Source organism: Streptococcus sanguinis (assembly GCF_003943735.1).
Classification (GTDB): Bacteria; Bacillota; Bacilli; order Lactobacillales; family Streptococcaceae; genus Streptococcus; species Streptococcus sanguinis_E.
The window spans coordinates 158,478-183,026 of sequence record NZ_RJMV01000004.1 but is presented as its reverse complement, the minus strand read 5'-3'; the positions used below and the strand labels follow the sequence as shown (position 1 = coordinate 183,026).

General features: G+C 43.5%; 23 protein-coding genes and 1 pseudogene. 20 read left to right on the top strand and 4 right to left on the bottom strand.

Going from position 1 to position 24,549, the window contains the following annotated elements; all coding sequences use genetic code 11:
* The first annotated feature begins 16 nt into the window (after positions 1-16).
* The 8 genes from D8877_RS06630 to D8877_RS06595 all read left to right on the top strand — a co-directional run bounded on the left by D8877_RS06630 (position 17) and on the right by D8877_RS06595 (position 9,361).
* Positions 17-997, top strand: coding sequence for a YeiH family protein (locus tag D8877_RS06630; RefSeq protein WP_125352798.1), 981 nt, complete (start codon positions 17-19; stop codon positions 995-997).
* A gap of 12 nt (positions 998-1,009) precedes the next feature.
* Positions 1,010-2,242 carry an FtsW/RodA/SpoVE family cell cycle protein gene (locus D8877_RS06625; RefSeq protein ID WP_125341642.1) on the top strand — a complete coding sequence of 411 codons (1,233 nt, stop codon included), beginning with the start codon at positions 1,010-1,012 and terminating at the stop codon, positions 2,240-2,242.
* 69 nt (positions 2,243-2,311) lie between these two features.
* The gene (locus D8877_RS06620) at positions 2,312-2,860 is read left to right on the top strand and encodes a DJ-1 family glyoxalase III (protein ID WP_125352796.1); all 549 of its coding nucleotides are present in this window, start codon (positions 2,312-2,314) and stop codon (positions 2,858-2,860) included.
* Positions 2,861-3,095: 235 nt separating this feature from the next.
* Positions 3,096-3,662 (top strand): HAD-IA family hydrolase, encoded by a 567-nt coding sequence (locus tag D8877_RS06615; protein WP_312023226.1) that lies wholly within the window; start codon positions 3,096-3,098, stop codon positions 3,660-3,662.
* A 12-nt stretch (positions 3,663-3,674) separates the two neighbouring features.
* Positions 3,675-5,624 carry a DNA topoisomerase (ATP-hydrolyzing) subunit B gene (gene gyrB / locus D8877_RS06610; RefSeq protein ID WP_125352792.1) on the top strand — a complete coding sequence of 650 codons (1,950 nt, stop codon included), beginning with the start codon at positions 3,675-3,677 and terminating at the stop codon, positions 5,622-5,624.
* 86 nt (positions 5,625-5,710) lie between these two features.
* Positions 5,711-7,435, top strand: a complete 1,725-nt coding sequence (gene ezrA / locus D8877_RS06605) for a septation ring formation regulator EzrA (RefSeq protein ID WP_011836769.1) — start codon at positions 5,711-5,713, stop codon at positions 7,433-7,435.
* Positions 7,436-7,585: 150 nt separating this feature from the next.
* Positions 7,586-8,233, top strand: a complete 648-nt coding sequence (gene serB / locus D8877_RS06600; protein ID WP_125352790.1) for a phosphoserine phosphatase SerB — start codon at positions 7,586-7,588, stop codon at positions 8,231-8,233.
* Positions 8,234-8,242: 9 nt separating this feature from the next.
* Positions 8,243-9,361 carry a glycerate kinase gene (locus tag D8877_RS06595; protein ID WP_125352788.1) on the top strand — a complete coding sequence of 373 codons (1,119 nt, stop codon included), beginning with the start codon at positions 8,243-8,245 and terminating at the stop codon, positions 9,359-9,361.
* Here D8877_RS06595 and D8877_RS06590 read toward each other — a convergent pair.
* Positions 9,358-9,696: pseudogene (locus tag D8877_RS06590) on the bottom strand (nuclear transport factor 2 family protein). The gene D8877_RS06595 and the pseudogene D8877_RS06590 sit on opposite strands and share 4 nt — an antisense overlap.
* 1 nt (position 9,697) lies before the next feature.
* Complete coding sequence (locus D8877_RS06585; RefSeq protein WP_101771220.1) at positions 9,698-10,147, bottom strand: DUF1694 domain-containing protein; 450 nt, start codon at positions 10,145-10,147, stop codon at positions 9,698-9,700.
* 208 nt (positions 10,148-10,355) lie between these two features.
* Between D8877_RS06585 and eno the strand changes: the two genes are divergently transcribed.
* Entirely contained in the window at positions 10,356-11,660 is a 1,305-nt protein-coding gene (gene eno, locus D8877_RS06580; protein WP_002906836.1) for a surface-displayed alpha-enolase, read from the top strand.
* A gap of 351 nt (positions 11,661-12,011) precedes the next feature.
* Positions 12,012-13,352, top strand: a complete 1,341-nt coding sequence (gene mgtE / locus D8877_RS06575) for a magnesium transporter (protein ID WP_002912182.1) — start codon at positions 12,012-12,014, stop codon at positions 13,350-13,352.
* 48 nt (positions 13,353-13,400) lie between these two features.
* On the opposite strand, the gene D8877_RS06570 is transcribed toward mgtE, so the two are convergent.
* Together D8877_RS06570 and D8877_RS06565 are read right to left on the bottom strand one after the other, a co-directional pair.
* Complete coding sequence (locus tag D8877_RS06570) at positions 13,401-13,586, bottom strand: hypothetical protein (protein WP_002912183.1); 186 nt, start codon at positions 13,584-13,586, stop codon at positions 13,401-13,403.
* A 68-nt stretch (positions 13,587-13,654) separates the two neighbouring features.
* Positions 13,655-14,665, bottom strand: coding sequence for a lactonase family protein (locus D8877_RS06565; RefSeq protein ID WP_125352786.1), 1,011 nt, complete (start codon positions 14,663-14,665; stop codon positions 13,655-13,657).
* Positions 14,666-14,906: 241 nt separating this feature from the next.
* Between D8877_RS06565 and D8877_RS06555 the strand changes: the two genes are divergently transcribed.
* From D8877_RS06555 to D8877_RS06505, 10 genes are all read left to right on the top strand, one after another.
* On the top strand, positions 14,907-15,179 hold the full coding sequence (locus tag D8877_RS06555) for a YgdI/YgdR family lipoprotein (RefSeq protein ID WP_002895853.1): 273 nt from the start codon (positions 14,907-14,909) through the stop codon (positions 15,177-15,179).
* A 28-nt stretch (positions 15,180-15,207) separates the two neighbouring features.
* Positions 15,208-16,473, top strand: coding sequence for an efflux RND transporter periplasmic adaptor subunit (locus D8877_RS06550; RefSeq protein WP_002910035.1), 1,266 nt, complete (start codon positions 15,208-15,210; stop codon positions 16,471-16,473).
* Positions 16,460-17,134, top strand: a complete 675-nt coding sequence (locus tag D8877_RS06545; protein WP_125341634.1) for an ABC transporter ATP-binding protein — start codon at positions 16,460-16,462, stop codon at positions 17,132-17,134. The genes D8877_RS06550 and D8877_RS06545 overlap by 14 nt, the downstream gene beginning before the upstream one ends.
* Positions 17,135-17,146: 12 nt before the next feature.
* Positions 17,147-18,364, top strand: a complete 1,218-nt coding sequence (locus D8877_RS06540; protein ID WP_125341633.1) for an ABC transporter permease — start codon at positions 17,147-17,149, stop codon at positions 18,362-18,364.
* A gap of 21 nt (positions 18,365-18,385) precedes the next feature.
* The gene (locus tag D8877_RS06535; RefSeq protein WP_002915478.1) at positions 18,386-19,042 is read left to right on the top strand and encodes a response regulator transcription factor; all 657 of its coding nucleotides are present in this window, start codon (positions 18,386-18,388) and stop codon (positions 19,040-19,042) included.
* Positions 19,039-20,412 carry a sensor histidine kinase gene (locus D8877_RS06530; protein ID WP_125341632.1) on the top strand — a complete coding sequence of 458 codons (1,374 nt, stop codon included), beginning with the start codon at positions 19,039-19,041 and terminating at the stop codon, positions 20,410-20,412. The genes D8877_RS06535 and D8877_RS06530 overlap by 4 nt, the downstream gene beginning before the upstream one ends.
* A 171-nt stretch (positions 20,413-20,583) precedes the next feature.
* Positions 20,584-21,762 (top strand): AI-2E family transporter, encoded by a 1,179-nt coding sequence (locus D8877_RS06520; RefSeq protein WP_125341630.1) that lies wholly within the window; start codon positions 20,584-20,586, stop codon positions 21,760-21,762.
* Complete coding sequence (locus D8877_RS06515; RefSeq protein ID WP_125341629.1) at positions 21,749-22,978, top strand: tetratricopeptide repeat protein; 1,230 nt, start codon at positions 21,749-21,751, stop codon at positions 22,976-22,978. The genes D8877_RS06520 and D8877_RS06515 overlap by 14 nt, the downstream gene beginning before the upstream one ends.
* A 150-nt stretch (positions 22,979-23,128) precedes the next feature.
* Positions 23,129-23,848 carry an acetolactate decarboxylase gene (budA, locus tag D8877_RS06510; protein WP_002912190.1) on the top strand — a complete coding sequence of 240 codons (720 nt, stop codon included), beginning with the start codon at positions 23,129-23,131 and terminating at the stop codon, positions 23,846-23,848.
* A 74-nt stretch (positions 23,849-23,922) separates the two neighbouring features.
* On the top strand, positions 23,923-24,414 hold the full coding sequence (locus D8877_RS06505) for a flavodoxin family protein (RefSeq protein ID WP_125341628.1): 492 nt from the start codon (positions 23,923-23,925) through the stop codon (positions 24,412-24,414).
* Positions 24,415-24,549 lie beyond the last annotated feature (135 nt).

The following is a 24,549-nucleotide window of genomic DNA, read 5'->3' as shown; positions in this document are numbered from 1 at the left end:
GCATAGGAAAGAAGGGGTGTTCGTGAAAAAATATTTACCAGGAATTCTGTTATCCTTTGGCATAGCGGCTGTTTCTATCTTTTTAGGCGGTTTGTTTCCCTTGATAGGCTCTAGTGTTTTGGCTATTGTCTTTGGGATTGTTTTGAATAACAGCATGAAGCTGCCGGCTGCTTTTCAGGAAGGACTCAGCTATTCGGGGAAAAAATTGCTGCAGTATTCCATTATCTTTTTAGGATTTTCTATGTCCATAGGTCAGGTTTCTGAGACGGGGATTTCTTCTCTTCGTATCAGTCTTATCACGATTGTGATAGCCTTTCTGGCGGCTTATCTGGCTGGCTGTTTCTTTAAGATGAACCGCGTCTTGACTATTTTAATTGGTTTTGGAACAGCCATCTGCGGCGGTTCTGCCATTGCGGCCGCATCACCAATCTTGGAAGCTGATGAAGAGGAAATCGCTCTGTCTATCTCCACTATTTTCTTTTTCAATATTTTAGCAGTATTCATTTTCCCTTTTTTAGGGCATTTGCTGCAGATGTCGGATGCATTTTTCGGGACTTGGGCTGGAACAGCCATCAATGATACTTCGTCAGTAGTGGCAGCAGGCTATACATATAGCTCGTCAGCTGGAGACTTGGCGACCATTGTTAAGCTTAGTCGGGCTCTGATGATTGTACCGGCCTGCTTGATCTTCGCAGCTTATCGCTATATCAAGTCTAAGCAGTCATCACAAAAGACAAACTTGAAACAGATTTTTCCTTGGTTTATAGCTTGGTTTGTCCTAGCTTCACTTATCAGCAGTCTTGGGTTTCTGTCGGCTGCTGTCATCCCCTATACAAAATTCATTTCTCAGTGGCTGATGGCTATGGCCTTGGCAGCTATTGGCGCGAAGGTTTCCTTTAAGCAGTTTAAGCAAGCAGGAGCGGCGCCTTTGCTGACTGGTGCCTTCGCTTGGTTTTGCGTCGCTGTTTCTAGCTTGATTATCCAGTATTTTTTCTAAAAAGGAGGGACTATGCCCTATCAAAGACGGACGTTTGAGTCTCGGATTGATTATAGTTTAATTTTGCCTGTTTTGATGCTGCTCTCAATCGGTGTTGTGGCTATTTACATTGCTGTTAGTCATGATTATCCTGACAATGCCTGGCCCATGGTTGGTCAGCAGATTGCCTGGATTGCGGTGGGCTTCCTGCTCAGCTTTATCCTCATGTTTTTTAACACCAAGTTTCTCTGGAAAATTACGCCTTATCTCTATGTTTTTGGTCTTGGCCTCATGGTCTTGCCTCTGATTTTTTACAGCCAATCTCTGGTAGCCTCAACTGGTGCCAAAAACTGGATTGCTATTCGTGGTGTGACCCTCTTTCAGCCCTCGGAGTTCATGAAGATTTCATATATTCTCATGCTGTCGCGGCTGGTGGTTCATTTTCTCCAGCAGCACAAGCAGGATGAGCGAACCTTGGCTTTAGACTTTTTTCTGATTCTGAAGCTTGGGCTCTACACAGTGCCTGTTCTGGTTCTGTTAACCCTTCAGAGTGATTTGGGGACAGCTTTAGTTTTTGTTGCTATATATGGCGGTATCGTTCTACTGTCAGGTGTTTCTTGGAAGATTATTCTGCCGGTCTTTCTGACGGGAGTACTGCTGTTGGGAGGATTTCTCTTTATCTTTATTTCCGATGGCGGCCGTGCCTTTCTGCATAATCTAGGCATGCCAACCTACCAAATCAATCGGATTTTGGCTTGGCTTCATCCCTTTGACTACGCTCAGACTACCACCTTCCAGCAAGCACAGGGACAAATCGCTGTCGGAAGCGGCGGTCTGACTGGTCAAGGCTTTAATGTTTCGAATCTCTTGGTGCCTGTTCGGGAAAGCGATATGATTTTCACCGTCATTGCAGAAGATTTTGGCTTTTTGGGCTCAACCTTGGTTATCATGCTCTATTTATTGCTGATTTACCGCATGCTCAAGATTACGATTAAATCCAATAATCAGTTTTATACTTATATCTCAACTGGCTTTATCATGATGCTGCTCTTCCATATCTTTGAAAATATTGGAGCGGTGACAGGGATTCTACCTCTGACAGGGATTCCGCTGCCCTTTATCTCACAGGGTGGCTCTTCTATCATCAGTAATCTTATCGGTGTTGGTCTCCTACTGTCCGTCTCCTATCAGAACAGCCTGACGGATGAAAAGAAGGAGCGAATTCCAGCTGTCCGTAAAAAAGTCGTACTGAAGAAATTAAAATAAAAAAGCAAGTTTTTGACTCACAAATCAGATGTGTTTTTGTGATTGGCTCATATCAGAAAGGATATTTTCATGAAAAAAGCAGCTTTACTCTTAGCTCCCGGCTTTGAAGAAATCGAGGCCCTGACGGTTGTGGATGTCTTGCGCCGTGCAGGTCTTGTCTGTGATATGATTGGTTTTGATGAATCAGTGACTGGCTCTCACGCTATCACTGTTCAGGCGGATCAGGTCTGGAAGGGCAGACTGGATGACTACGATATGGTCATCTTGCCAGGGGGGATGCCGGGATCAGCTAATCTTCGCGATGATGACCGCCTGATGCAGCTTTTGCAGGACTTTCAGCAGGAGGGCAAATTCATCGCTGCCATTTGTGCCGCTCCCATTGCTCTTGACCGCGCAGGTATCTTGACTGGTAAGTATTTCACTTGCTATGATGGTGCTCAAGACAATATTAAAAATGGAACTTACCGTAAAGAAACAGTTCTTGTTGATGGGAAGCTGATTACTAGCCGCGGTCCATCAACTGCCTTGGCTTTCGCCTATGAGCTGGTTCGTCAGCTGGGCGGAGACGCTGACCAGTTGGCTGATGCCATGCTATACACAGATGTATTTGGGAATTAAAAATATGCTGGGATTCATAATGTGTCCCAGCTTTTTTGAAGTATAATTTACATTTGCGCTCCTCTATATGGAACGGGTTCAGAGATGTTGGAATGGACGAAATTAGCAGCCATTTTTAAATTTTAGATTCTTTGAGATATTTTGTTTAGAAAAAGGGTTGAAAAAAGTCGGAAAAGTGCTGGGTTCGGGCAAATATTAGCCCCTTTTTCATGAAAATTATGGTATAATGAAAGGTATGAATTATCAAGATTACATCTGGGATTTAGGTGGAACACTCTTGGATAATTATGAAACTTCGACTGCAGCTTTTGTTCAAACCTTGAAAGAGTTTGGTCTGCAAGCTGGTCACGACGAAGTTTATAAGGCCCTCAAGGTGTCTACGGACTATGCAGTCCAGCAGTTTGCTCCCCAAGAAAAAGACTTTTTAAAGTTTTATAAGGCCAATGAAGCAGAAGAGTTGAGTCACCCTGTTTTATTTGACGGAGCGGCAGACTTGCTTAGGCGGATTGTGGACAAGGGTGGTCGGAACTTTCTGGTCTCCCACCGGGACAATCAAGTGCTGGAAATCTTGGAGAAAACTGCGATTGCATCAGCATTTACAGAAGTGGTGACATCGGCGAATGGTTTTCCAAGGAAACCCTCTCCAGACTCCATGCTCTATCTAAAAGACAAGTATCAGATTGCCTCTGGCTTGGTCATTGGTGACCGTCCGCTGGATATTGAAGCAGGGCAGGCAGCTGGCTTTGACACCTATCTCTTTGATAATATGCAGCATCTTGAAGAATTTATAGATATTGATTAGAAAAGGAACACTATGACAGAAGAAAAGCAACAAGATATACAGGCCCAAGAATATGATGCCAGTCAGATTCAGGTCTTAGAAGGCCTAGAAGCCGTTCGTATGCGTCCAGGAATGTATATCGGTTCGACCTCCAAGGAAGGTCTTCACCATTTAGTATGGGAAATTGTTGACAACTCAATTGATGAGGCGTTGGCTGGTTTTGCTAGCCACATTCAGGTCTTTATTGAAAAAGACAATTCCATCACAGTAGTAGATAACGGTCGGGGAATTCCGGTTGATATTCAGGAGAAAACAGGCCGGCCGGCCGTAGAAACCGTCTTTACTGTACTCCATGCCGGAGGAAAATTCGGCGGTGGCGGATACAAGGTATCCGGAGGTCTGCACGGTGTGGGCTCTTCCGTTGTAAATGCCCTGTCCACTCAGCTGGATGTTCGCGTTTATAAGAACGGTCAGATTCATTACCAAGAATACCGTCGCGGTCATGTAGTCGCTGATTTAGAAATCATCGGTGAGACAGACCGTACTGGTACGACAGTTCACTTTACACCAGATCCAGAGATTTTCACTGAAACAGTAGAATTTGACTTTGAAAAGCTCAATAAGCGGGTACAAGAACTGGCCTTCCTCAATCGTGGCCTCAGAATTTCCATCACCGATAAGCGAGACGGAATGGAGCAGGTCAAGGACTACCACTATGAGGGTGGGATTGCCAGCTATGTACAATACATCAATGAAAATAAGGATGTAATCTTTGAAACGCCGATTTATACCGACGGCGAAATGGACGACATTACAGTTGAAGTAGCTATGCAGTATACGACTGGCTACCATGAAACAGTCATGAGCTTTGCCAATAACATCCATACCCACGAGGGTGGAACGCATGAGCAAGGCTTCCGGACAGCCCTGACACGGGTTATCAATGACTACGCTAAGAAAAATAAGCTTCTCAAAGAAAATGAGGACAATCTGACTGGGGAAGATGTTCGTGAAGGACTGACAGCGGTCATCTCTGTCAAGCACCCCAATCCTCAGTTTGAAGGTCAGACCAAGACCAAGCTGGGCAATAGTGAAGTAGTCAAGATTACCAATCGCCTCTTTAGTGAAGCTTTCTCAGATTTTCTTTTGGAAAATCCTGCGGTGGCTCGAAAAATCGTTGAGAAGGGAATTTTGGCTTCTAAGGCTAGAATTGCTGCCAAGCGAGCTCGGGAAGTAACCCGCAAGAAGTCTGGCTTGGAAATCTCCAATCTGCCAGGTAAATTGGCTGATTGTTCGTCCAATAATCCGCAGGAAACTGAACTCTTCATCGTGGAGGGGGATTCAGCGGGTGGTTCAGCTAAGTCCGGCCGTAACCGTGAATTTCAGGCAATTTTGCCAATTCGTGGTAAGATTCTCAATGTTGAAAAAGCCAGCATGGATAAGATTTTGGCCAATGAAGAAATCCGCAGTCTCTTTACTGCTATGGGAACTGGCTTCGGTGCTGACTTTGATGTCAGCAAGGCCCGCTACCAAAAATTAGTCATCATGACCGATGCCGATGTAGACGGTGCTCACATTCGGACCCTGCTCTTGACTTTGATTTACCGCTATATGAAGCCGGTTCTGGAAGCTGGATTTGTCTATATCGCTCAGCCGCCAATCTATGGTGTCAAGGTCGGAAGTGAAGTCAAAGAATACATCCAGCCAGGTGCCAACCAAGAAGAAGAGCTTCAAGCTGCTTTGGCTCGTTACAGTGAAGGTCGCTCCAAGCCAACCATTCAACGCTACAAGGGTCTCGGAGAGATGGATGACCATCAGCTTTGGGAGACGACTATGAATCCTGAACATCGCTTGATGGCACGGGTTTCAGTTGATGATGCAGCGGAAGCTGACAAGATTTTTGACATGCTGATGGGGGATCGCGTTGAACCTCGTCGTGAATTTATCGAAGAAAATGCTGTATACAGTACGCTCGACGTCTAAAAAAATCAGAAAAATCAACCATTATGGGCAAAAATATGATATAATCATTATGTTTGCTTTATAGTAACAATGTGAAGGAGTTCTATATGTCTATTGGACTAGTTATTCTCGTTGCTGTGGTAGCTCTGCTTTTGGTTGTCGGCTATGGTACTGCAGTTCTGATGAGAAAGAGAAATGAAGCTTTACTTCAAAATTTGGAGGAGAGAAAAGAAGCACTCTATAATCTCCCTGTGAATGATGAAGTTGAAGAAGTAAAAAATATGCATTTGATTGGACAGAGTCAGGTAGCCTTCCGTGAATGGAATCAAAAATGGGTAGACCTGTCCTTAAATTCATTTGCTGATATCGAAAATAATCTATTTGAAGCAGAAGGCTACAATAATTCTTTTCGTTTCATAAAAGCCAAGCATGCTATCGGCAATATTGAGAGTCAGATTGATTTGATTGAAGAAGATATCAAGATGATTCGTGCTGCCTTGGAAGATCTTAAAGAGCAAGAGTCTAAAAACAGCGGTCGTGTGCTTCATGCCTTGGATTTGTTTGAAAAACTGCAAACCCAGGTTGCGGAGAATGCGGACTCATATGGGCAAGCCCTAGCTGAGATTGAAAAACAGCTGGAAAATATCCAGTCAGAGTTTTCTCAGTTTGTGACCCTTAATTCTTCAGGCGACCCGGTTGAGGCAGCTGAAATCTTGGATAAGGCAGAGGATCATATCCTTGCTCTGACACATATCGTTGAGAAAGTTCCTGCCATTGTTGAAGAGTTGACTGTGAAACTGCCAGATCAGTTGGAAGACTTAGAATCTGGTCATCGTAAGCTCTTGGAATCTGGTTATCACTTTATCGAAACAGATATAGAGTCTCGCTTCCAGCAGCTTCATGCAAGCCTCAAACGCAATGAAGCCAACATTTCAGCGTTAGAGCTGGATAATGCTGAGTATGAAAATGAGCAGGCGCAAGAAGAGATTAACGCTCTCTATGAAATTTTTACGCGGGAAATTGAAGCCCACAAAGTAGTGGAGAAGCTGATTAAAAACTTGCCTAGCTATCTGGCTCATACAAAGGAAAACAACCAGCAACTCCAAAAAGAGATAGAACGTTTATCCCAAACCTTCCTTATCTCTGATACAGAAACTTCTCATGTCAAGGAGTTGCAGGCCGAGCTTTCTGCCCAGGAAGATGTGGTACTTAGCGCGGTAGAAGATTCTTCTGAAACCAAGCAAGCTTATTCTGTGGTTCAGGAAGAGTTGGAAGCTATCCAAGAGCGTTTGAAAGAAATCGAAGATGAACAGATTTCTCTTGGCGAAGCACTGGCAGAGATTGAAAAAGATGATGCTAATGCTCGTCAGAAAGTCAATATCTATGCTAACAAATTGCATACCATTAAGAGATATATGGAAAAACGCAATTTGCCAGGGATTCCAGACTCTTTCTTAGAAATTTTCTTCTCAACCAGCAACAATATTGAAGAGTTGGTGAAGGAATTGGAAGCTACACGAGTCAATATCGAATCAGTTAACCGTTGGCTGGAAATTCTAGGAAATGATATGGAGCAATTGGAAGAAGAAACCTATCGTATCGTCCAAGATGCTACCTTGACTGAGCAGCTGCTGCAGTATTCAAACCGCTATCGTTCCTTTGATGATAATGTACAAGCAGCTTTCAACAAGTCCTTGTATGTCTTTGAACATGACTACGACTATGCTCAATCCTTGGAAATCATTTCAAAAGCTTTGGATCTTGTCGAGCCAGGCGTGACAGAGCGCTTTGTGACGTCCTATGAAAAAACACGCGAGAATATTCGTTTTTAAAAGAAGTTCCTTCGGGAACTTTTTTCTTTTACAAAGGGAACGCTAGAGAACAGTCAGTAACAAGGATTCTGAGACTTCAATTTTTCCCAGCTTGTTTTGAAATAGAATTTCCTGTATAATACAAAAAAATAGAAAGAATGAGGTCGGACAATGAAAACTGTCAAAGGCTTATTAGTCATGGATGTAGACAGCACCTTAATCATGGAAGAGGGGATTGACCTGCTAGGAGAGGAGGCGGGTGTAGGTGCTCAGGTTGCGGCTATTACAGAGCGCGCCATGCGAGGTGAATTGGACTTTGAAGCTGCCTTACGTGAGCGGGTCGGTCTTTTAAAAGGGCTGCCAGAGGATATTTTTACTCAAATTGCAGAAAAGATTCACTTCACTCCGGGAGCCGAGGAACTGGTCGATGAGTTGCATAAACGTGGTTATAAAGTAGGCTTGGTGTCAGGTGGTTTTCATGAGACGGTGGACAGACTGGCTGAGCAGCTTGGAATTGACTACGTCAAGGCAAATCGTTTGGAAATTCAACATGGCTTTTTGACAGGCCGAGTCTTAGGAGAGATTGTCACTAAGGATACCAAGCTCGCCATGCTAAAAGCATGGGCGGCTGAAAATAAGTTGGAATTAAATCAAACGATTGCTATGGGGGACGGCGCCAATGATCTGCCTATGATTCAGGCAGCAGGAATAGGAATTGCCTTTATGGCCAAGCCAATTGTGCGAGAGCAGGCTCCTTATCAGATTCAAGAATGTAATCTCTATCGGGTCATTGATCTTTTAGACAATAGAAAAGCATAGGAGAGTAATATGCATATTCTAATTGCACCGGATTCTTTCAAGGAAAGTTTGTCAGCGGCTCAGGTTGCTCAAGCTCTGCAGACGGGCTTTTCTCAGGCCATGCCAGATGCCAGCTTTGACTTGCTACCGGTCGGTGACGGCGGCGAGGGGACAATGGCTGCGCTGACAGCGGCCTTGGGCTGGGCTGAATTTCATCACACTGTGACTGGACCCTTTGGCCAGCCAGTAAAAATGCCCTACGCCAGAAATGGTCAGCAAGCGCTTTTTGAAATGGCTGACTTGGTAGGACTTGCCTCTATTCCTAAGGAAAAAAGAAATCCCTTGGCCATAGAAACCAGAGGATTGGGAGAATTAATTTTGCGTCTGGCTGAAGACGGTGTCAGAAAGATTTTAGTTGGTGTTGGAGGTTCGGCCAGCAACGACGGTGGGATTGGACTAGCAGATGGCCTTGGCTATGAATTTTTCGATGCGGATAACCATAGACTGCGCCCCATTGGCTCGTCTTTGGGAAAGGTAGCTCGAATATCGGCTGAGCAGGTTCCTGCTTTCTTGAAAGAAGTTGAGATTGAGATTTTGACGGATGTTGACAATCCTCTTTGTGGTGAGCGCGGTGCGACAACTGTTTTCGGAGGTCAGAAAGGTCTAGCTCCCTTATTATTCTCTCAAGTGGATCAAGCCATGTCAAGCTTCTATCAGTTGGTCGATTCTCAGGTGATTGATATGGATGGAGCTGGGGCCGGAGGCGGAATGGCAGCAGGACTGGTTGCTTTTGCTGGAGGAAAAATTGTTTCGGGTATTGAAACCTGTCTAGATTTACTGGATTTTGATGACAGAGTTAAAAAAGCGGACTTGGTCGTAGTGGGCGAAGGACGGCTGGACCGTCAGTCTTTGGCGGGCAAGGCACCAGTCGGGGTCGCAAGACGAACACCTGAAGGCATTCCTGTACTGGCTATTTGCGGCAGCCTGGCAGATGATTTACCGGATTTCCCAGTTGAGAATATCCAGGCAGCTTTTCCGATTATTGCGCGAGCAGATAGTTTGGATAGGATTCTAGAGCAGGCGGAGCAAAATTTGATTCGCACAGCCAGAAATATTGGCAATGTACTAAAAATGAAAAAAAGCGGTTAGTCCGCTTTTTTTAGTAGATATTCAATTTCTTTGACTATTATGCCTTTCTCAAAGAAGAAGATGTCACAAGACAGGTCACCAAAGTCATTTTCTAAAATGGTCACAATCCGATTCTGGTCGGGACTAAGCTGATAATAAGTGCAAGAAAATTAGACGGGGTTCTTATGGTAGACTTTTTGAATTTTAGTCAGGTAGTCCGCTTTACCTTTGATGATTTCAATTGTGTCACCTTCTAATTCCCAGCTAACATGATCAGAAAGAAAGGTCTGATAGGTTTGCCAATCTCGCTGATTTTCTGCTTCAAAGAAGGCGAAAAGTTTTTCTAAATTTGTCATCTTACCCAAACCATTTTTTCCAGAGAGAGCGCTTTTCTTTTGCTGGTTTTTCTGCTGGCTGAAGGAGGCTTGCAAACTGTTGGCTCATGTCCTTGTCATCTACTTGGACAAGATGGTCGCTATGGACAATCAGGCCAAATGGAGAAGACTGGTAATCACTTGAGACGATAGTAGCCTCGCAGCCCAGTTCCTTGGAGGTTTTTAGATAAAAGATTTGATTGCCAGACTCGACTTCTGGGGAAATTTTAACAATTACAGGTTGGCAGTTTTTCATGATGCTGCTGAGCATTTCCTTGAAATGACTGCGAATGAGGGTCTCGTTGGCTTGCTCAATAGAGCAGGAGGCTAGCACTCGCTCCTCAAAAGTCCCTAAAAATCTACGCTGTTCATCAGGATTGAGCTTGACTCCGCCCTGGGCTTTTTCCATGATTACTTTATTAATATCAGTCATAATAAAATTGTACCATAAAAGGAGAAATTCTAAAAGGTTGAATATTCGTTCTGGCTCGCTGGAAAAACATTTATATAGTAAGTTTGGAATCGTTTTCTTGTGCAAAAATTCTCAAATTTGCTTAGATTCTCTATTTTTCCTTGAAAAAAAAGCGTTTTTGAGGTATCATAGACTAGTAAATAATTTTAAATAATAAGGAGAGTAAGAAATGTCAATTATTACTGATGTTTACGCTCGCGAAGTCCTAGACTCACGCGGTAACCCAACACTTGAAGTAGAAGTTTATACTGAATCAGGTGCTTTCGGACGTGGTATGGTTCCTTCAGGAGCTTCTACAGGTGAGCACGAAGCAGTTGAACTTCGTGATGGCGACAAATCTCGTTACGGTGGTCTTGGTACACAAAAAGCAGTTGATAATGTAAACAACGTTATCGCTGAAGCTATTATCGGTTACGATGTTCGTGACCAACAAGCCATCGACCGTGCAATGATCGCTTTGGACGGTACTCCTAACAAAGGTAAATTGGGTGCGAACGCAATCCTTGGTGTGTCTATCGCTGTAGCTCGTGCTGCTGCTGACTACCTTGAAATCCCTCTTTACAGCTACCTTGGCGGATTCAACACTAAAGTTCTTCCGACTCCAATGATGAACATCATCAACGGTGGATCTCACTCTGATGCTCCAATCGCATTCCAAGAGTTCATGATCTTGCCAGTTGGTGCTCCAACATTCAAAGAAGCTCTTCGTTACGGTGCTGAAATCTTCCACGCTCTTAAGAAAATCCTTAAATCTCGTGGTTTGGAAACTGCCGTTGGTGACGAAGGTGGATTCGCTCCTCGTTTTGAAGGAACTGAAGATGGTGTAGAAACTATCATCGCTGCTATCGAAGCTGCTGGTTATGTTCCAGGTAAAGATGTATTTATCGGATTTGACTGTGCATCATCAGAATTCTACGATAAAGAACGTAAAGTATACGACTACACTAAATTTGAAGGTGAAGGCGCTGCTGTTCGTACATCTGCAGAACAAATCGACTACCTTGAAGAGTTGGTTAACAAATACCCAATCATCACTATCGAAGATGGTATGGATGAAAATGACTGGGATGGTTGGAAAGCTCTTACTGAACGTCTTGGTAAGAAAGTACAACTTGTTGGTGACGACTTCTTCGTAACAAACACTGACTACCTTGCACGTGGTATCAAAGAAGGTGCTGCTAACTCAATCCTTATCAAAGTTAACCAAATCGGTACTCTTACTGAAACTTTTGAAGCGATTGAAATGGCTAAAGAAGCTGGTTACACTGCAGTTGTATCACACCGTTCAGGTGAAACTGAAGATTCAACAATCGCTGACATCGCTGTTGCAACTAACGCAGGTCAAATCAAGACTGGTTCACTTTCACGTACAGACCGTATTGCTAAATACAACCAATTGCTTCGTATCGAAGATCAACTTGGTGAAGTTGCTCAATACAAAGGTCTTCAAGCTTTCTATAACTTGAAAAAATAATCTAACAACCTATAAGAGGAGCTAGGACTTAGTCCTAGCTTTTTTGATGTGTAAAGATATAACAATGGATATTTTTTGATTTAGGAACCACCCTAGTTGATGAGAGGGTGATTTATCATCTTTTCCTAGAAAATTGACTAGAAGTACTGTGTGGGGCTGGTCATGCTCTTTCCCTTGAAAAATTTGAGGACAAGATGACGGTTTTTATTTCGGAAAATAAAATTAAAAGTTCCCTGCGTTTCCTTGTGACTACATGCTTGAAAAAGTGAGCGATTTACTGAAGATTTTATAGCTTTCTTGTATCAAAATCAGTCTTTTATGGTATACTAGCAAAGTGGAAGGAGGAGTACAATGGAAGAATTATTAAATCAGGTCTTACTATCACAGGATAGTGAGGTTTTCAATCAGATATTTGACGATTACTATCCCATTGATATTGCTCTTTCTTTGGAGGCTTTGGAGGATGAGGAAGGAAATCTCCTCAAAACCTTTACGGAAATGGCTAGTGATGATCAATTGGTAGAGATTTTAAAAGAAGCCGAGCCGGAGTTGCAACGACAGATTATCCAATCGATTTCTTTCAAACGTACCAGCACTCTTTTTCATCTTATGCCAGATGATGATGTGGTAGATATTTTGGGGTACTTGAGTGTGGACCTGCGTAAGCAATACTTAAGTATGATGAAAAATACCAGTCAAGAGAATTTGAAAGCTATGTTGGCTTACGATCCTCAGACAGCTGGTGGTCTGATGACGACAGAATTCATTACCTTAAATGAAAATCTGACCGTTTCAGCAACTCTCAATAAATTGAGGGAGATTTCGCCCAATACGGAAGTTATTGATACCTTATTTATTAGAAATGTGCATCATTCGCTAGTTGGCTGGATTGATATTCGTGATTTGTTTATTCATGATGCGGAGATGAAACTCAGCGAATTTATGAATACTCAGATAGTGAGTGTAACGCCAGAGGTTGACCAAGAGGAAGTGGCACAGCTTTCTGCCAAATATAATTTATCTGTCGTACCGGTCGTCAATCATCGGCAGGTATTGTTAGGAATCATCACTATTGACGATATCGTCGATGTTTTGCAAGAAGAGTATCAAGAAGATATCTTGCGGATGGGGGGTGTCCAAGAAAGTGAAGAAATTGGAGGACCTTTCAAAGAATCACTCAAGAAACGCTTACCTTGGTTGATGATTAACCTAGTGACAGCCTTTCTAGCTTCTGCGACAGTGGCACTTTTTGATGATACGATTTCAAAAGTTGTAGCATTAGCAGCGATTAGTCCTATTATTACGGGAATGGGAGGAAATTCTGCCTCTCAGACACTTGCTTTGGTTATCCAGGGAATTGCCTTGGGGAAACTGGATTTGAAAGAAGATCAGAATTTAGTATTCAAAGAAATCGTGCTAGCTTTGGTTAATGGTTTCTTTACTGGCTTGATTGCAGCGATTGTCATGTTTGTCTTCTATCAAAATTTCTATCTGTCTGTTATTGTGGTATTGGCTATGATGATTAATCTAGCATGTGGCGCTCTATTTGGTTACTTTGTACCGCTGATTATCAAGACACTGAATCAGGATCCGGCTCTAGCCTCGACCATTTTCATTACCACAGCAACAGATGTGTTAGGTTATCTAGCTTTTCTAGGCTTAGCACAAATTTTCTTACCATTGATTTTATAAAAAAGAATAAAAAACGCTTGATTTTTCAAGCGTTTTTGTTATGTTTACTTAGAACAAACCTTTAATTTTATCAATTGCACCGCTGGCCATTTTATTTCCAGCTACTAATTTTTTAGCTTGATCTAGGTATTCACCGAGTTTGTCTTTGTTTTCTTCGATAAACTTTTTAGCGCCATCAAAGTCTTTCTTTTCAATCATTTCTTTTACTTGATTTAATAAATCTACTGAATTCATGGTTGTTGCTCCTTAGTAATTTTTTATACCATTTAATCAAATTTCTAATAGAAAGACAAGAATTCTGCTTATTTAAAGGTCACACAAACAGCTTCGGGAACGTAGAAATCGTGGGAGATTTCTGTTAATTTTCCACTCTCTGCATCTCGTTTGAAAATAGTTGCATTATCAGAGTCTTGATGGACGGCGATGATATGGTTTTGATCTGGTGTGATGTTGAAATCCCGCGGATTTTGACCATTGGTAGGTGCAATCTGGATTAACTCCAAGCTGCCGTCAGCTAAGATTTTGTAAACGGCAAGAGAGTCATGGCCACGGTTGGAACCGTAGAGGAACTTGCCATCAGCAGACAGACGGATAGCAGCTGTTCCATTGGCTCCTTCAAAGTCCTCTGGCAAGGTGGAGATAGTTTGCAGGTGTTCAAAATGGCCGACTCCATCGTAAATTAGGACTTCAATAGTAGAATTAAGCTCACAGATTAAATAGGCGATTTTGTAATGATGGTGGAAAACGATATGGCGGGCACCAGCTCCAGCGGCACATTTGTAGGTATCCAGAGGAGTAATCTTTCCATCTGCAGCAACATCATAGGTGGTTACTTCATCAGTTCCCAAGTCGCAGGTGATTAGGTATTGATCTGGTGTAAGGTCAGCATAGTGGACATGAGCAGAGGCCTGATTAGCGTGTGGTCCTTGACCTTGATGGCTAGCTGAGTCAGCCAGTTCCAGTCTGCCATCAGCCAGTCGTCTGTAGACCAAGACTTGTCCCTTATGATAATTGGCACCGTAAACCAAGTCGCGTTCTTCGTCAACTGCCACATAGCAGAGCGGAGCTCCTTCTTCAACGACATGGTTGAGGAGCTGACCTGCCTTGTCAAAGGCTGCAATACCTCCCTGCCCCTTCTCTGCTCCAACAGAATAGAGATGTCCAGCCTTGTCAAAGGCTAGGTAGGTTGGACTGGACTCTTCAGCAACCAAGGTTAAGTTTTCTAAAGTTTCTTTGTTAGAATTAAAATCTGCCTTGTAAATTCCCTTGGAATCTCTGCGAGTATAGGTTCCAAAGTAAACTGTTTGTGTCATTCCATTACCTCTTATATATTTAGATTACTTGCTACTATTATATCATAAAAGCAGATGATAGGTCTTAGAGCGAAGGATTTGCCTGATTTTCAAAAGAATAGTATTGATTCGAAAAAACAGATAAAAAACAGATAGCGGGTAGGAAGGGGATAGATGGCTTTGTTAGAATAGAATTGTTCAAAAAAACAATTACTGTCAGGAAGCAACAAACTTCCTGCTTGTCAAACAAAGGAGAAATCAAATGAACGTTAAAAAAATTGCTATGCTCGTTGCCCTTATCGGAATGTCAGGATTCTTTTTAGCCGCATGCGGAAATAAAGAAGCTGATAACTCAGAAATTAAGGATGGCAAACAAGTGGACTTCCAGAAGGATGCTGTTGATAAGAAGACTAAGACAGTCGATGGCAAAGAAGTGACTGAATACACAATGCCTGATGGGAACGTTATCCAAATCCCAGCAGATGGTGAGGAAATTCCAGAAGATGGATCAGGATCTAGCTCAGAAGCTGAATAAAGATTAAAACATGTAGGTTGGAGGCAATATGTTTCGAAGAAAAAAAATGAATCGTAAGACCATTCTATTGGGCAGCACGGTCATTCTCGCTTGTGCTGGGCTGGGAGGCTATCTGTATTTTAGACAGATCAATCAACAACAGGCCATGAAAATGGTAGATAAGACGATTGATTCGCTGACAGTCCAAGAAGCTGTCAATAACAGCAAAAAAACAAGCCTGGTTTTATCTGGGGAAGTAGTTGCCAACAATAGCAGTAAGGTCAAGATTGACCCGTCTAAAGGGGAAGTCAAGGAAGTATTTGTCAAAAATGGTGATACCGTTACACAAGGACAGCCGCTCTTTTCCTATGCGACAGAGCAGCAATTGACAGCCCAGTCGGCTCAATATGATGCCCAGTCCAAGGCTAATGGCATTACAGCCGCTCAAAATAGCGCTGCGATTAAATGGGAAACTTATAACCGCAAGCTGGCCAGCCTCAACGCTCTCAAGGACAAATACAATTCCAGTCAGGATGAGTCATTGCTGGAGCAGATAAAGTCAGCTGAAGACGAGTTGGCTCAAGCGCTGAGCGATGCTAAGACTGCGGATAATGAAGTAACGACAGCTCAGATTGAGGCTGAAAAGGCTCAGGTGACAGCCCAGACAGAATCAGATCGGATGAAGTATGATACTGTGACTGCCGATACAGCAGGAACAATTACCTCTATGAATGAAGATTTGCCCAATCAGTCCAAGGCCAAAAAGGAAGAAGAAAACTTTATTGAGATTATGGACAAGTCCAAAACTCTTGTCAAAGGGACTGTCAGTGAATTTGACCGTGAAAAGCTGAGTGTTGGCCAGAAAGTGGAAGTGGTGGATCGCAAGGATCCTAAGAAACGCTGGAGTGGTACAGTAACTCAGGTCGGCAGTCTGACAGCAGAAAATACTTCCAATAATAATGGTGGGAATAAGCAACAGGAAAATCCCAACCAAGGTAAGTATCCTTATACAGTTGAGCTGGATCAGGGTGGTGAAATGCCACTGGTGGGCTCCCATTCCTATGTCAACATCGTGGAGAATGCTCCCGAGGCAGGAAAGGTAGTCGTCAATAAAGCTTATACTTTCAGTAAAAATGGCAAGACCTATGTCTGGAAAGTAGAGGGCAAGACTCTGAAAATGCATGAAGTCAAGACCAAGAAAGTTTCTGACCGTTTGGTGGAGATTACAGAAGGTTTGACTATGCAAGATACCATTTCGACCCCAAGAGCAGGTATGGAAGAAGGGATGGAGGTAGGACAGCATGTTAAAGCTTAAGGATATCCACAAATCTTATCAGCAGGGCAGTCAGGAATTTCCAATTTTAAAAGGAATTGATCTGCATGTGAAAGAGGGGGATTTTCTGGCTATCATGGGACCTTCTGGATCTGGCAAGTCCACTCTGATGAACATTATCGGCTGTCTGGATAAGGCAAGTTCAGGGACTTATCATATTGAAGGAACCGATGTGTCTGAGCTGTCCGACAATCAGCTGTCCGATTTGCGCAATCAGAAGATTGGCTTTGTTTTTCAAAATTTTAACCTCATGCCCAAGCTAACTGCCTGCCAAAATGTAGAACTGCCTCTGACTTACATGAAAATTCCTAAAAAAGAGAGACGGGAACGGGCTCTAGAAATGTTACGATTGGTCGGGCTGGAAGAAAGAAGTGATTTCAAGCCTATGGAGCTGTCCGGTGGTCAAAAGCAGCGGGTAGCCATTGCACGAGCCTTGGTAACCAATCCCAGCTTCATCCTTGGTGACGAACCAACGGGGGCTCTGGATACCAGGACCAGTGTGCAGATTATGGACCTCTTTAAGCAGTTTAATGATGAGGGTAAGACCATTGTCATCATTACCCATGAGCCGGAAGTAGCACAACTCTGCAAGCAGACGGTTATCCTGCGGGACGGTAATATAGAGAGCAAAGCGATAGGATAGAAAGGAAGCTGTATGGAAGATATTTTTGTAGCTCTGAATTCAATCTTGTCGCATAAAATGCGCTCTATGCTAACTATGTTGGGGATCATCATAGGGATAGGCGCTATCATCGCTATCTTTTCCATCATTGAGGGAAATACGGAAAATACCAAGCGTCAGCTTATCGGTGGCAACAATAACACAATCAAGGTCGTCTATGACAAGAAAAGCGCCATCGATCCAACCATTCCAGAGAAATCTCAAGCTCAGAAGCCTTCTTATATCCCATTTATGGGAGAGGATGTGTTGAGCAAGATTAAGGAAATCTCTGGGGTCAAGAATGCTCTGCTGACCTATGGTACAGATGAGAAGATTTACTACCTGAGCCAAAAGTCATCTGGGAAGATTCAAGCTGTTTCGCAGACAGCCGCTGATATCAAGCAGCAACGTCTGCTAGAAGGTGAAGGATTTGACTCAGAAGCCTTTAAAAATCAAGAGCAGGTGACCTATCTGGAAAAGTCACTTTATGACAGTCTTTTTCCAAAGGGTGATGGTATCGGCAAATATGTTGAAGTCTTAGGCAATCCTTTCAAGGTCATTGGCGTGTTTGAGTCGACTGAGCAGAGTGGCTTAACAGCTGGTGCGGAAAAGGTGGCCTATATTCCCCTGCAGCAGTGGCATCGGATTTTTGATACCATTAATGTCAGTTCTGAAGTGACTGTCCAAACCCACAAGGCTGATGATTTGAAGCAGGTGGCCAAGAAGGTCAGTGATTATCTCAATCAGCAAATGCCACCGTCAGACTATATGTTTGGTGTGCTCAACCTGCAGGAATTTGAACGGCAGCTGGACAATCTCAACAAGTCTAACTTCGTCTTGCTAGCAGGTATTGCCAGTATCTCCCTCCTAGTCGGAGGTATCGGTGTTATGAATATCATGCTGGTTTCAGTGACAGAGCGGACTCGTGAAATCGGGATTAAAAAGGCCCTGGGAGCTCGGCGGAAGATTATTCTCAAGCAGTTCCTGATTGAGGCAGTTATCCTGACTCTGATGGGAGGGATTATTGGCGTGGTGGCTGGTATCGCCTCGGGCTTTGCCATCACCCAGTCTCTAGCCTATCCGTATATTCTATCCCTCTTTTCTGTCTTTGTAAGTTTGATCTTTTGTTGTATAATAGGAGTAGTATTTGGGCTCCTGCCAGCTGTAAAAGCATCCAAGCTGGATCCAATCGAGGCCCTGCGATTTGAATAGGTAAAGGAGAAAAATCTAAGTATGCACAAGATTCTAGTGGTGGAAGATGATACGACGATTAATCAAGTGATTTGCGAGTTTTTAAAGGAAAGTCAGTATGAGGTGAGGCCAGTATTTGACGGAGGCGATGCTTTGCAGGCTTTTGAAGAAGAACCCTTTGATCTGGTCATCTTAGATATGATGCTGCCTACCAAGAGCGGTCTGGAAGTACTGAAGGAAATTCGCAAGACTTCTCAGATTCCGGTCATGATTTTAACAGCACTTGATGACGAGTATACCCAGCTGGTCAGCTTTAACCATCTCATCAGTGATTATGTAACCAAGCCTTTTTCACCGCTAATCTTGGTCAAACGGATTGAGAATATTCTGCGCAGAAATACTCTTGCTTCAGAGATTGCTGTTGGCGACCTGACGGTTTCGATTGATGACTGCACGGTTTACTGGCAGGGTGAGAAGATGCCTCTGACCAAGAAAGAATATGAAATCTTGCAGACTCTGGCTAAGAGGAAGGGCCACTTGGTGACCCGTGATCAGCTGATGAATACCATTTGGGGCTACAGCGAGCTGGATAGCCGGGTGCTGGATAATCATATCAAGAACATCCGTAAAAAGATTCCTGGTGTGCCGCTGAAAACCATTACGGGTATGGGTTATCAGCTTGGAGGAGAAGACAAGTGAAAATTGTCAAAAAGAACTTTCTCTTGACCTCGTCCATCATTTTCGTGGTGGTGACTATCGTTCTAGCCAGTCTTTACTTTGCCATGCCGGTGTACTATCAGCAGGTTAAGAGCGGAGAAGCTCAGCGAGAATTTGACCAAGTTTCCAAGCAAGTCAAGGGAAAGTCCAGTCAGGAAATCGGCGAGCTGTTGAGTGATTATAGTAAAAAGAGCAATCTGATTTGGTTTACCTTGCTGGCGAAAGATAATACGATTCTCTATCCCTCACTCGAAGCTGGCGATGAAAGTTCTCTACAGCTGACCATCGTTCCAACGATTGCCAACAGCGACTATGAGAGCAAGAGTTTATCAGAAAGTTTTCGAACTTCAGATGGTAAAGAAGTTGTCCTGAGAGGCGAATATTCCTTACAGCCTGTTTCTGATGCTAGTCGGATTTTGCTCAATCTCTATCCATTTGTCTTGCTTGTGTCTCTGAGTCTGGGTGGTCTAGCTGCCTATCTCTATAGCCGGACTTCCAGTCAGCGTATCAAAGCCATCTCTAAGAGCACCCGTCAAATGACGAGTCTGGCTCCGGATGTGACATGTCAGGTTAAGGGGCGTGATGAGATTGCTGAGTTGGCCCAAGACATCAATCATCTCTATGCTAATCTACTGACCAGTATTGAGGCTCTGCGCCTAGAAAATGAAAAGGTAGCAGAAAGCGAGCGGGAAAAAGCTGAGTTTTTGCGGATGACATCGCATGAGCTCAAGACACCCATTACCAGCATGATGGGGATGGTTGATGGCATGATTTATGGTGTAGGAGAGTTCAAGGATCGAGACAAGTATTTGCAGAAGTGCCGAGAAATCCTAGAGGAGCAGTCGGAGTTAGTCCAGTCTATCTTAGCCATTTCTAAACTGGAGATGAAGACTGAAACTGAACAGGAAGTCTTTTCACTCAAGCAGGTCTTGGAGGAAAATCTGAGCACCTATCGAGTTTTAGCAGATGTCAGACACTACCATTTTCAAGTTGAGCTGGCAGAAGCGAAGGTCAAGGGTAACCGCACCTATCTGCTCAAGGCTATCAAGAATCTTCTGGACAATGCCTTTCATTACACAGTAGAAGGCGGAGAGATCCTACTCAGACTGGAAGAGCGTAAGCTAGTCATCGAAAATGAAGCAGAACGCGTCTTAAACAAAGACCAAATCCAGCAGATTTTTCAGCCTTTCTACCGGCCAGACTACAGTCGCAATCGCAAGGATGGCGGGACTGGTCTGGGACTCTTTATCGTTCAGCAGATTTTGGACAAGCATGGTCTGCGATATCAGTTTGAAGCCGTTGATGGGCGGAAGATGCGCTTTAGCATTTCTCTGCCGGCTGTCGAGAAATAGCCTTGCATTCTAGCTGGCCCTGCAGGAGCCGAAGAGAGAAGTCAGAAGCTGTATTTTGTGAAAAATACAAGTCTTCTGGCTCCTCTCTTTTTTTTGCGTCTCCCTATAGCTGAGCAGAGAATTTTTCTCTGAAAAATGTTACAATGAAATGACAAGTTAAAGGAGGAGAATATGGAGCACAAAGAAAAAGATTTTAGCCTATCTTGGTTTTTTAAATGGTTTTTAGATAACAAGGCCATTACAGTATTTCTAGTAACCCTTTTGATGGGACTGAATATTTTTATACTTAGTAAAATCAGTTTTATTTTTAGTCCAGTCATTGAATTTTTGGGAGTAATCATGTTGCCGGTTATTTTGGCTGGTCTGCTTTATTATCTGTTAAATCCGATTGTTGACTGGATGGAAAAGCACAAGATTAATCGACTGATTGCTATTACCATTGTCTTTGTTTTAATTGCTTTTTTGATTATCTGGGGCTTGGCTGTTGCTATTCCTAGCTTACAGCATCAGGTCATGGCCTTTGTCAGAAATGTTCCGGCTTATCTAAAGCAGGCTGACAAGTTCATCGATGATGTCGTGACTAAGTATATTTCGGCAGATTTCAAGCCGCAGATTGAAGAATACACTAGCAATCTGTCTAGCCAGATTACCGATTGGGCCAGCAATTTTTCATCTAGGGCAGTCAATTGGGCGGGGAACTTAATCAGTACAACTTCGCAGATTGTCGTGGCTATTATCATCATGCCGTTTATCCTTTTTTACCTGCTGAGAGATGGGAAAAATCTGAAAGGCTATGTGACTCAGTTTCTGCCGACTAAATTCCGAGAATCTTTTGGTCAAGTGATGACAGATATCAACAGCCAGCTGGCCAACTATGTGCGAGGTCAGGTGACGGTTGCTATCATTGTAGCTCTAATGTTTATTGTTTTCTTCAAGATTATTGGCCTGCGCTATGGTGTCACTCTTGGAGTCATTGCGGGCGTTCTCAATCTGGTGCCTTATCTGGGCAGCTTTTTGGCTATGCTTCCGGCTCTGGCAATCGGTTTGATTGCTGGCGGTCCAGTGATGCTGGCTAAAGTCATTGTCGTTTTCATCATTGAGCAGACTATCGAGGGGCGTTTTGTTTCTCCTCTGGTCTTGGGCAGTCAGCTCAGCATTCATCCAATTACGATTTTATTCGTATTATTAACTTCCGGTACTATGTTTGGCATTTGGGGCGTTTTCCTGGGAATTCCTGCCTACGCTTCGGCCAAGGTTGCCATTGCGGCCATCTTTAAGTGGTATCAGAAAGTAAGTGGCCTTTACGAAGCCGATTTTGAACAAGAAGGAGAAATCAGTGAGCAAGAGTGAGCAAATGTTGGCAGCTATACAGGAGCAGGACCTAGCTCTGGCTGACCGCTATTTCGAGCAAGCCCTGACTACAGACAGCGAAGAAGAATTATTGGATTTGGCCGATTACTTAGAGAGTATCGGCTTTTTCCCTCAGGCCAAGCGTATTTTTGAAAAGTTGGCTCCTGACTATCCGGCTTCTTATATCAGTCTGGCAGCTATTGCCAGTGACGATGGGGACTTGGAGCAGGCTTTTGCCTATCTGGAGGAGATTCAGCCGGACAGTGACTGGTATGTTGCTGCTCTCTTGGCTAAGGCTGACCTCTATCAGCTAGAGGGGCTGCCTGATGTCGCTCGAGAAAAACTGGCTCAGGCAGCGGCGCTGACTGATGAGCCTTTGGTAACCTTTGGTCTGGCTGAGATAGATTTGGAGCTAGGGGATTTTTCTCAGGCGATTAAGGAATACGCTCAGCTAGACAATCGTACAATCTTTGAGCAGACAGGTGTTTCGACCTATCAGCGGATTGGGGTCTGCTATGCCAGTCTTGGAAAATTTGCAGCGGCCATTGAGTTTTTGGAGAAAGCTGTTGAGCTGGAGTATGACGATGCTGCGGTTTATGAGCTGGCAACTATATTAGCGGATCAGGAAGAATACCAGAAGGCCAATCTTTATTTCAAGCAGCTTGATACTCTGTCGCCGGATTTTGAAGGCTACGAATATAGCTATGCACTATCTCTTCATGCGGAGCATCGAACAGCTGAAGCCCTGACTCTTGCCCAGCAGGGCTTGGCTAAGAATCCTTTTGAGACTCGGCTCTTGCTCTTAGCCTCGCAGCTTTCTTATGAACTTCATGATGAGGAAGCGGCTGAACATTACCTCTTGCAGGCTCAGGAAGATGCGGATGATTTGGAAGAGATTTCCTTGCGACTGACTACTCTTTATTTGGAGCAGGAGCGCTATGAGGATATTTTAGAATTTGCAGAGCAAGAAGTCGATAATGCCTTGACCCGCTGGAATCTAGCGCGTGCTTATCAGGCTTTGGAAAATCTGGAAAAAGCAGAGGAACTCTATAATCAACTGGCTCGTGAACTGCAGGACAATCCAGAGTTTCTAGAGCAGTATGTCTATCTCCTTCGAGAATTAGGTCGATTTGAAGAAGCTAAAAAGGCTGCAGCTTCTTACCTGAGATTGGTACCTGATGATGGTGCCATGGAGGAGCTTTATGAAAACTTGTAAAAGTTGAGGAAGAACTTGCTCAGCCCTTTCCCGCAATTTATGGTATAATGATTGGCGGTAGAAATTCAGTAAGCACATGTAATAAGGATGAAAAAAGCTTAGCTGGATGGGTAATAATATTTTTAGGAAGAGAAAGATTAAGGAAAAAGAATGGCAGAACCAATCAAATTATTTCAATATAATACTTTGGGAGCTTTGATGGCTGGTCTTTACGACGGCAGTATGACTGTTGGAGAGCTGCTGCAGTATGGAGATTTGGGCTTGGGAACGTTGGACTCTATTGATGGAGAGCTCATTATTCTCGATGGTAAGGCTTATCAGGCAAAGGGATCTGGAGAGGTGCCAGAAGTGGTTGAAGTGTCACCGGATATGACTGTGCCTTATGCGGCAGTGGTTCCTCACCAAGCGGAGGTCATTTTCCGTCAGCGCTTTGAGATGGACGACAAGGAGCTGGAAAAGCGGATTGAGTCTTATTATGATGGGGAAAATCTTTTCCGCTCTATCAAGATTCATGGTGATTTCGCCCGCATGCATGTTCGGATGATTCCCAAGTCTACAACGGAGCGGAAGTTTGCAGAAGTAGCGGTTAATCAGCCTGAGTACTGTAAGGAAAATATCTCAGGCACCATCGTCGGTATCTGGACGCCAGAGATTTTCCACGGAGTCAGTCTGGCAGGTTATCATCTGCATTTTGTATCGGATGATCTGACTTTTGGCGGACATGTTATGGATTTTGTTATCAAAGAAGGTGTCGTCGAGTTGGGTGCTGTAGACCAGCTGGATCAGCGTTTCCCAGTACAAGATCGCAAGTATCTCTTTGCTAAGTTTAATATGGATGAGATGAAAGAAGATATGGAAAAGTCGGAATAAATAGCAGGGGCTAGCATTGTTTGCTGCCTCTTTTTTTGATATAATTGGAAAAAGAACAGAGGAGAAGAGAAGCTATGATTTATTTGGTAAACGCCAGTCCAAATAGGAATGGCAATAGTTTTAAGCTGGGGCACTTTTTTCTGCGAGATAGAGATTATGAGTCTCTTCAATTAGTGGATTACCATATTGAGCAATATGGCCAGTCGGCAGAAAACGATCAGTTCTTTCAAGTCTATGAGCAGCTGAGCCAAGCCGATGTTTTGGTATTTACCAGTCCTATTTATTGGTGGTCTTTTTCAGGCTTGCTAAAAACTCTGTTGGACCGAGTGGCTGATGTGCATGAGCCGCAGGAAGCACTTAAGGGCAAAAAGGTATTCTTTCTCTTGCAAGGTTCTCAGCCTAGCAAAGAAATTGAAATGCTGGACTACGTAATGAGCCGTTTTTGCCGGAACTGCGGACTCAAATATGAGGGGCTGGCAGTAACCACTCATGAACTGAAAGAAATCGAAGGTTGGGAATTAGCAGCCCTGCAGGAAAAGTTAGATAAGGTTTTATCAGAAGGTTAAAAGTGAGAAGATTCGTTTGCGGATCTTCTTTTTTACTATAAAAATGGAGCTTTTTTTTTATGTGTCCATTTTTGGACACAATAGCCCTCAACTACAGTCATATCCATGGCTAACTAAATATAAATGTTGTATAAT

Excerpts from the sequence above, each read along its gene's own strand:
- D8877_RS06555 (WP_002895853.1), top strand. The coding sequence starts at position 14,907 with ATGAACGTTAAAAAAATTGCTATGCTCGTTGCCCTTATCGGAATGTCA.
- D8877_RS06625 (WP_125341642.1), top strand. The coding sequence starts at position 1,010 with ATGCCCTATCAAAGACGGACGTTTGAGTCTCGGATTGATTATAGTTTA.
- D8877_RS06565 (WP_125352786.1), bottom strand. The coding sequence starts at position 14,665 with ATGACACAAACAGTTTACTTTGGAACCTATACTCGCAGAGATTCCAAG.
- eno (WP_002906836.1), top strand. The coding sequence starts at position 10,356 with ATGTCAATTATTACTGATGTTTACGCTCGCGAAGTCCTAGACTCACGC.
- D8877_RS06595 (WP_125352788.1), top strand. The coding sequence starts at position 8,243 with ATGCATATTCTAATTGCACCGGATTCTTTCAAGGAAAGTTTGTCAGCG.
- D8877_RS06550 (WP_002910035.1), top strand. The coding sequence starts at position 15,208 with ATGTTTCGAAGAAAAAAAATGAATCGTAAGACCATTCTATTGGGCAGC.
- D8877_RS06585 (WP_101771220.1), bottom strand. The coding sequence starts at position 10,147 with ATGACTGATATTAATAAAGTAATCATGGAAAAAGCCCAGGGCGGAGTC.
- D8877_RS06535 (WP_002915478.1), top strand. The coding sequence starts at position 18,386 with ATGCACAAGATTCTAGTGGTGGAAGATGATACGACGATTAATCAAGTG.
- budA (WP_002912190.1), top strand. The coding sequence starts at position 23,129 with ATGGCAGAACCAATCAAATTATTTCAATATAATACTTTGGGAGCTTTG.
- D8877_RS06615 (WP_312023226.1), top strand. The coding sequence starts at position 3,096 with ATGAATTATCAAGATTACATCTGGGATTTAGGTGGAACACTCTTGGAT.
- D8877_RS06540 (WP_125341633.1), top strand. The coding sequence starts at position 17,147 with ATGGAAGATATTTTTGTAGCTCTGAATTCAATCTTGTCGCATAAAATG.
- gyrB (WP_125352792.1), top strand. The coding sequence starts at position 3,675 with ATGACAGAAGAAAAGCAACAAGATATACAGGCCCAAGAATATGATGCC.
- ezrA (WP_011836769.1), top strand. The coding sequence starts at position 5,711 with ATGTCTATTGGACTAGTTATTCTCGTTGCTGTGGTAGCTCTGCTTTTG.
- D8877_RS06520 (WP_125341630.1), top strand. The coding sequence starts at position 20,584 with ATGGAGCACAAAGAAAAAGATTTTAGCCTATCTTGGTTTTTTAAATGG.
- D8877_RS06545 (WP_125341634.1), top strand. The coding sequence starts at position 16,460 with ATGTTAAAGCTTAAGGATATCCACAAATCTTATCAGCAGGGCAGTCAG.
- D8877_RS06620 (WP_125352796.1), top strand. The coding sequence starts at position 2,312 with ATGAAAAAAGCAGCTTTACTCTTAGCTCCCGGCTTTGAAGAAATCGAG.
- D8877_RS06505 (WP_125341628.1), top strand. The coding sequence starts at position 23,923 with ATGATTTATTTGGTAAACGCCAGTCCAAATAGGAATGGCAATAGTTTT.
- D8877_RS06570 (WP_002912183.1), bottom strand. The coding sequence starts at position 13,586 with ATGAATTCAGTAGATTTATTAAATCAAGTAAAAGAAATGATTGAAAAG.
- mgtE (WP_002912182.1), top strand. The coding sequence starts at position 12,012 with ATGGAAGAATTATTAAATCAGGTCTTACTATCACAGGATAGTGAGGTT.
- serB (WP_125352790.1), top strand. The coding sequence starts at position 7,586 with ATGAAAACTGTCAAAGGCTTATTAGTCATGGATGTAGACAGCACCTTA.